General features: G+C 72.6%; 4 protein-coding genes and 1 pseudogene. 4 read left to right on the top strand and 1 reads right to left on the bottom strand.

Annotation, left to right across the window (positions count from 1 at the left end):
* Positions 1 to 322, bottom strand: a pseudogene (locus J0670_RS30645) (hypothetical protein); the annotation flags it as partial.
* 271 nt (positions 323 to 593) lie between these two features.
* On the opposite strand from J0670_RS30645, the gene J0670_RS30640 reads away from it, so the two are divergent.
* The 4 genes from J0670_RS30640 to J0670_RS30625 form a co-directional block, all read left to right on the top strand.
* Positions 594 to 1,544 (top strand): alkaline phosphatase family protein, encoded by a 951-nt coding sequence (locus tag J0670_RS30640; protein WP_207815025.1) that lies wholly within the window; start codon positions 594 to 596, stop codon positions 1,542 to 1,544.
* A 5-nt stretch (positions 1,545 to 1,549) separates the two neighbouring features.
* Positions 1,550 to 2,887 carry an MFS transporter gene (locus J0670_RS30635; protein WP_207815023.1) on the top strand — a complete coding sequence of 446 codons (1,338 nt, stop codon included), beginning with the start codon at positions 1,550 to 1,552 and terminating at the stop codon, positions 2,885 to 2,887.
* A 2-nt stretch (positions 2,888 to 2,889) separates the two neighbouring features.
* Positions 2,890 to 3,915 carry a TolB-like translocation protein gene (locus tag J0670_RS30630; protein ID WP_207815026.1) on the top strand — a complete coding sequence of 342 codons (1,026 nt, stop codon included), beginning with the start codon at positions 2,890 to 2,892 and terminating at the stop codon, positions 3,913 to 3,915.
* A gap of 239 nt (positions 3,916 to 4,154) precedes the next feature.
* A partial coding sequence (locus J0670_RS30625) for a hypothetical protein (RefSeq protein ID WP_207815022.1) occupies positions 4,155 to 4,639 on the top strand: 485 nt, incomplete at its 3' end.

Here is a 4,639-nt window from a genome sequence, read left to right as displayed (position 1 = left end):
CGGCCTCCACCTCCCGGGTCAGCTCCTCGGTGGAGTCCCCGTGGGTCAGCGGGATCACCCAGCGCCGCTGCGGGTCCACGCAGAGCACGTCGGTGTCGCGCCGAAGGGCAGGGTGGACGTCGGCCAGCAGGTGGACGACGGTGGCGAGCGACCCGACGGCGATCACCTGGTGGTGCAGGCCGAAGGCGAGGCCCATCGCCTCCGGCGCCTGGAAGATGCTGCCGCGCGAGGCCCGGTGGACGCGGCTGCTGTCCGGCCAGAGCGCGTGCAACTCGTCGGCCAGCGGGTGGCCCGGCTCGTAGATGGCGACCAGTCCGATCACGTACCCGCACTCCTCGCCGTCCCCGGCCCTCCGGCGGTGGGCCCCAGTGATCCGCAGTGATCCCACCACGGGCGGCCGAAACGGGTCAATCGCGGCCGGTGTGAGATGCGGCGGGCCGTGGTACCCCCGGGTCGTGGGGCGGCGTTTCGTACGGGGACGGCCTCGCAGCTGTTCGTCTGTTCTTCACTTCACTTGTGCGGTACACGACACCACCGCCCTCCTACTGTTTTCCGCGCTCCCGCCCGGGAAGCCCCGACTCACGGAGGACCCCATGGCCTTCGCACGACTCCGCACCCCCGGCGCGCCCGACCCCACCGCCACCCGGCGTCCCGCCCGCCGCCGGCTGCGCCCGCTCACCGCCCTCGCCGCCGGACTCGGCCTGGTCGCCGGCTCGCTCGGCCTGTGGGCCGCGGGCGGCAACGCCGCCGCCGTCACGGCCGACGTCACCGCCGGCGGCCTGCCCGCGCCGGACCACGTGATCGTCGTCGTGATGGAGAACCACGCGTACTCGCAGGTCATCGGCAGCTCCAGCGCGCCGTACGTCAACGGCACCCTGGTGGCCGGCGGCGCGACGCTGACCCAGTCCTACGCGCTCACCCACCCCAGCCAGCCCAACTACTACATGCTGTTCTCCGGCAGCTCGCAGGGCATCGTCGACGACAGCTGCGTGGACGTCGGCGCGCTGCAGCAGCCCAACCTGGCCTCCGAACTGCTCGCGGCCAACCAGACCTGGGCGAGCTACAACGAGGGCCTGCCCGGCGTCGGCGCCACCGACTGCGACAGCGGCAACTACGCGCAGAAGCACAACCCGTGGTTCGGCTTCGGCAACGTGCCCACCTCCAGCGCCTACGGCATGGACGCCTTCCCGACCGACTTCACCACCCTGCCCAAGGTCTCCTTCGTCGTCCCGGACCTGTGCGACGACATGCACGACTGTTCGGTGGGCACCGGTGACTCCTGGTTGCAGGCCAACCTCGACGCCTACGCGCAGTGGGCCAAGAGCCACAACAGCCTGCTGGTGGTGACGTTCGACGAGGACAACAAGCTGTCCGGCAACCGCATCCCGACCGTGGTCTACGGAGCCCACGTCGCCCCCGGCAGCAGCACCGCCACCCGCTACAACCACTACGACGTGCTGCACACCCTGGAGGACCTGGCCGGGGTCAACGCCCACGCCGGCAACTCCGCCAACGCCGCCGACATCACCGGCATCTGGAACTGACGCCCGTGTACGTCGCGGACTCCCGCAGCTCCAAGGCCCCCGTCGCGCCGACCCCCTCCACGGGCGGGCCGGCGCGGCGGGGCGCCGCCGCGCGCGCCGTGCCCGGGGCGGTGCTCGCCCTCGGCGCCGTCAGCATGGTCACCGACATCTCCTCCGAGATGGTCAACGCCGTCCTGCCGCTCTACCTGCTCACGGGGCTCGGTCTCTCCCCGCTCGGCTTCGGGTTGCTGGACGGCATCCAGAACGGCTTCAGCGCCCTGGTCCGCCTCGTCGGCGGCCACCTCGCCGACCGCCGCGGCCGCGACGGAGCCGCCCGACACAAGGCCGTCGCGGCCGTCGGGTACGGGCTGTCCGCGCTGTGCCGGCCGCTCCTGCTGTTCGTCCACACCGTGCCGCTGATCGGCGCCGTCATCGCCGTCGACCGCACCGGCAAGGGCCTGCGCACCGCGCCCCGGGACGCGATGATCTCGCTCGCCACCGAACCCGCCCACCGCGGACGGGCGTTCGGCGTGCACCGGGCGATGGACACGGCCGGCGCCCTGCTCGGACCGCTCACCGCCTTCCTGGTGCTGCGCCTGGCCGGCGGCCCACTGCTCGCCGACGGCGGCGAACGACACGGCTACGACGCGGTGTTCACGGTCAGCGCCTGTGTGGCGACGCTGGGCGTGCTGATCCTGCTGTTGTTCGTACCGAACCGACAGGAGGGTGAAGCAGCGTCAGACTCCACCCCATCGCTGCGTGCGAGCCTGAGCCTGCTGCGGCTGCCCGGACTGCGGCGGCTCACCCTGTGCGCGGTGCTGCTCGGGCTCACCACCGTCAGCGACTCCTTCCTCTACCTGCTGGTCCAGCGCCGACTCGGGCTGTCCGTCGGCCTGTTCCCGCTGCTGCCGCTCGGCACCGCGGCCGCCTTCCTGCTGCTCGCCGTCCCGCTCGGCACGCTCGCCGACCGGATCGGCCGCCGCCGGCTCTTCCTGCTCGGGCACGGCGTGCTGCTGGCGGCGTACGGGCTGCTGCTCTCGCCGCTGCGCGGACTGCCGGTGGTGATCGGCGTGCTGGTGCTGCACGGCGCCTTCTACGCGGCCACCGACGGCGTGCTCGCCGCGGCCGCGGCCGACGCCGTGCCCGCCGAGCAGCGCGGCGCCGGGCTGGCCCTGGTCGGCACCGGGCAGGCGCTGGCCCGGTTCGCCTGCTCGCTGCTGTTCGGCGCGCTGTGGAGCGCGGTGGGCGGGGCGGTCGCGCTGGCCTGGTCGGCGGGGGCGCTGGCGCTGTGCGTGGGCGGCGCGGCGGTGGTACTGCGCCCGTCCTCAACGTCCGAAGCCCTTGCTGTCGAGGAGAGTTCGTGAACCTGCGGAACCGGACCAGGGTGATCGTGCTGCTGGTCGCCGTCCTGCTGCTCGGTGCGGTCGGCACCGGAGCCGTCCTCTACGCCGCCGACCGCACCGCCCGGCGCGATCAGGCGCAGCCCGGCGGGCCGGCCGTCAACTCCGGGCAGGTGTCGCTCCAAGTGCCGAGCAGTGGGAGGCAGCTGCTGTTCCGCAACATGGCCTGGGGTCCGCACCGGGACGAGATCACCACCGTCGCCGCCGACCGCCCGGACGGCCCGCGCACCGCCTCCGGCGTGCAGTGCCTGCGCTTCCACGCCGCCGCCGGCACCGGTATCTGCCTCCAGGCCCAGCACGGCGCGCTGGAGGACACCTACCGCGCCGTCGTCCTGGACGACCACCTGCGCGAACTGCGCGCCTTCCCCGCGGCCGGCATTCCGACCCGCTCCCGGGTCTCCCCGTCCGGGCACCTCGCGGCCTGGACGGTCTTCGTCAGCGGTGACTCGTATGCGGGCTCCGACTTCTCCACCCGCTCCTCGATCGTGGACGTCCGGGACTGGAACCTGCGGGAGAACCTGGAGGACTTCGCCGTCATCCTGGACGGCCACCCGTACCAGGCGCACGACATCAACATCTGGGGCGTGACCTTCGCCGACGACAACACCTTCTACGCGACCCTGGCCTCCGCCGGGAAGACCCACCTCGTCCGCGGCGACCTCGCCGCCCGCACCCTCACCACCCTGCACGACAACGTCGAGTGCCCCTCGCTCTCCCCGGACGGCACCCGCATCGCGTACAAGAAGCGCGTCCCCGGCCTGCCGGCCGACTCCCCGTGGCGGCTGTACGTCCTCGACCTGGGAACGATGACCGAGACCGCCACCGCCGAGCGGCGCAACATCGACGACCAGGCGCTCTGGTCCGGCACCGACAACCTGCTGTACGCCCTGCCCGGGGACTACGGGGCCGATCTGTGGACGGTCCCGGCGGACGGCTCCGGCGCCGCGCAGCCGGTCACCAAGGCGGCGGTCGCCCCCGCCTACCTGGGCTGAGGAACTCTGGGCTACGGTCCCACGTCGAGCAGAGTGTGACGTCTTGATCAAACGTCTTGGCCAAAGGTCTTGAACGAACGTCTCGGACGATCGTCTTGAACACTCGTCTCGGACAATCGTCTCAGACGTCTGTATTGGACGTTTGTCTTGAACGGTCGTCTTGGACGATCGTCTTGGGTGAAGATCTTGATCGGACGTCCTGATCGATGCGGGATCGAAAAACGGGGGAGCGAGAAACCGTGGACGGCATCCCACCCGAGCGGATGGTGACCGACTCCTGGCCCGCCCTGCACGGCCGCCCGGTCCTGCGGCGCACGGTCGCCGTCGGACTGGTGCTGTGCGTGTCCGTCGGCGCCGCCCTGGTGGTGCGCGGCGTCAACGCGCTCACCGCCGGCCGGGTCGGCCGCGAGACCGACCGCGACCGCGCCGAACGCCTGGCCGGGCTCCACCCCTCCCAGCACCCCGGCGCCGAGCGCTACTACGTCCCGGTCGGTGCCGTGTACACCCGCACCTCGGACGGCGCCCCCGTCGCCTACCTGCACTACCGCCTCGGCGGCGGCAAGGACCTCGGGCTCGGCGACTTCCTGCGCACCTACGACCTGCCCGAGCCCGGCCCGGCCCGCAAGCTGCCGCCCGACCTGGCCGCCGCGCTCGGCGGCGACGAGCCGGCGGAGGCGCCGGAGCTCCCGGAGGCGCCGGTGCCGTCCGCTTCCGCCTCGCCCTC

The sequence above is a fragment of the Streptomyces sp. FH025 genome (assembly GCF_017427025.1).
Lineage (GTDB): Bacteria > Actinomycetota > Actinomycetes > Streptomycetales > Streptomycetaceae > Kitasatospora.
This window is presented reverse-complemented; position numbering and strand designations above follow the sequence as displayed.

Bases quoted from the DNA above. Each gene is read 5' to 3' on its own strand.
- J0670_RS30640 (WP_207815025.1), top strand. From the start codon at position 594: ATGGCCTTCGCACGACTCCGCACCCCCGGCGCGCCCGACCCCACCGCC.